We start from the raw sequence: 2,002 nt of genomic DNA, 5'->3' as shown, positions 1-2,002 counted from the left end.
AGATAATCCATGCTCAGCAAGTAAACCACCAGGTCTGCTTCCATCAGAAATTAAAGGTGCTCTTTTTACTTTTTTTGTGCTAGGCAAGAATAGATCAATATAGTTATCTACTAATGTTGTTATTTTAACATTGGTTACCTTATTAAGTTGTATTATATTTTCCATAGCTACCTCCTTATTATATATTATATAATATTATAATTTATATTTTAATTAAATATTTTTATTATATGCTGGCATAGCAAAAACAACGGTATAATCTCTTTTATCCTTTTCCGTTGATTCTTTGGGCATAAATATTTGTTTCGTTTACATGGTCTTACATTGTTTTATGTCGAACATTTATTTATCTTTAGCTACTCATAATATTCTGGCGCCAGTTTAAGTGTTTTAAAAAACTCTGGGTCATGTCCAAACCATATATCAGCATTTTCTTCTTTTGCAATATTGCCTATTGTCTCAGCAGAATATGCTGCATCTGCAAAGTTAAGAGCAAAACCAGAAGGAATGTTTTTTTCAAAATTCTCTCTTAGGTATATTGCATCCCCTGTTAAGATAACTGGTTTGTGTTTTTCTAGTCTAATTAGTATACTCTGATGCCCAGGTGTATGTCCGGGTGTTGGGAAGATAACAATTTTACCATCAAACATGACTCTTACCCCTACAATTGGAGTATATTGTATATTTCTATCTTTTATATCATTTTCTATATAGGCACCTTTCATTAAGGCATCAGGGAAATATGCATATCTTAATTCATTTAATTGGACAATAACCTTAGCATTTGGAAATAATTTAGTACTACCTGCATGGTCTAAATGCAAATGTGTTTGAATAACATATGAGATTTCTTCAGGTTTTATACCTAGTTTAAATAAAGCGTTTACAGGTTTATCTTCTTCTTTCATAACAGGATATTAGATATCGATTATATCTCCCCATGTTGCCTTGGGATCTTCTACGCAACCTGGTGACATTCCAGTGTCAATCAAGAGTTTTGTTCCATCAACATCAAGCAAATAATAATAGACGGGAACATTAAAGGGTTCGCCAATACCGATATTGTAGAGAAACTTATCTTTTGTGCTCTTTAGATACCCACTATATAATACATAAAGTTTTACAGCCATTTTTTCCTCCTTATTAAATAATTGTATGTCCACCGTCTATATATATCTCTGTTCCTGTTAGAAAAGGTGGGCATGTTGCTAAATAAAGCGCAGTTGTCTTTAATTCATCTAAATTGCCTACCCTATTGATAGGTATCGTTTTCTTTATTAATTTTCTCCCCTTTTCAGAACTTAAAAAATCCTTATTTAGGTCAGTTAAAAAATATCCTGGACATACTGCATTAACTTGTATGTTGTATTTCATTAATTCCAAAGCCATTACTCTTGTTAGTTGTACAACTGCTGCCTTGCTTGCACAATAACCTGCCATATAACGTGTAGCTATTTTAGCTGCTATGGATGCCACATTTATAATCTTCCCATTTTTATGTTCTATCATTGCTCTTGAAACCACCCTTGAGACATAAAAAATACCAAAAAAATCCACATCAAAAACATTCTTAATCTCTTCATCAGTTAATTCAAATGTAGCTTTTTGACTTCCTGCAATGCCAGCACTATTTACTAAGATATCAATTTTTCCATATTCATCTATAATCTCATAAATTGTTTTATCAACTGAATGAGAAGATTTAACATCTATAAATTTTCCTATATTTTTTGTACCATAATCATTGTTTAGTTTTGCCGCTAAATCATTGCATTTTTCAACAGATCTTGCACATATAATTACATTTGCCCCAGCTGCTGCATAGGTCTCAGAAAAAACACTGCCAATACCACGGTATCCACCAATAACAACTGCATTTTTACCTTTCAATGAGAATAAATTATCCACCTTTATTACCTTCCTTAATGTTATATTAAATAATAAACTTTGTTATATATGTTATTTTATAAATTTTTAATTATTATATGAATATATCTAAAAT

At 31.0% G+C, this 2,002-nt stretch carries 3 protein-coding genes; all 3 read right to left on the bottom strand.

Going from position 1 to position 2,002, the window contains the following annotated elements; genetic code table 11:
* Positions 1-356 precede the first annotated feature (356 nt).
* Genes SVN78_10595 through SVN78_10585 form a run of 3 tightly spaced genes read right to left on the bottom strand, consistent with a single transcriptional unit; the run spans position 357 to position 1,908 of the window.
* Positions 357-908: an N-acyl homoserine lactonase family protein gene (locus SVN78_10595; protein MDY6822053.1), complete on the bottom strand. Its 552-nt coding sequence runs from the start codon at positions 906-908 to the stop codon at positions 357-359.
* A gap of 9 nt (positions 909-917) precedes the next feature.
* Entirely contained in the window at positions 918-1,130 is a 213-nt protein-coding gene (locus SVN78_10590; protein ID MDY6822052.1) for a hypothetical protein, read from the bottom strand.
* Between the two features lie 13 nt (positions 1,131-1,143).
* Complete coding sequence (locus SVN78_10585; protein MDY6822051.1) at positions 1,144-1,908, bottom strand: SDR family oxidoreductase; 765 nt, start codon at positions 1,906-1,908, stop codon at positions 1,144-1,146.
* Positions 1,909-2,002: the final 94 nt, after the last annotated feature.

It is taken from the genome of Deferribacterota bacterium, assembly GCA_034189185.1.
Lineage (GTDB): Bacteria > Chrysiogenota > Deferribacteres > Deferribacterales > UBA228 > UBA228.
This window is presented reverse-complemented; position numbering and strand designations above follow the sequence as displayed.

Coding starts and splice junctions, on each gene's coding strand:
- SVN78_10595 (MDY6822053.1), bottom strand. CDS start 908: ATGAAAGAAGAAGATAAACCTGTAAACGCTTTATTTAAACTAGGTATA.
- SVN78_10590 (MDY6822052.1), bottom strand. CDS start 1,130: ATGGCTGTAAAACTTTATGTATTATATAGTGGGTATCTAAAGAGCACA.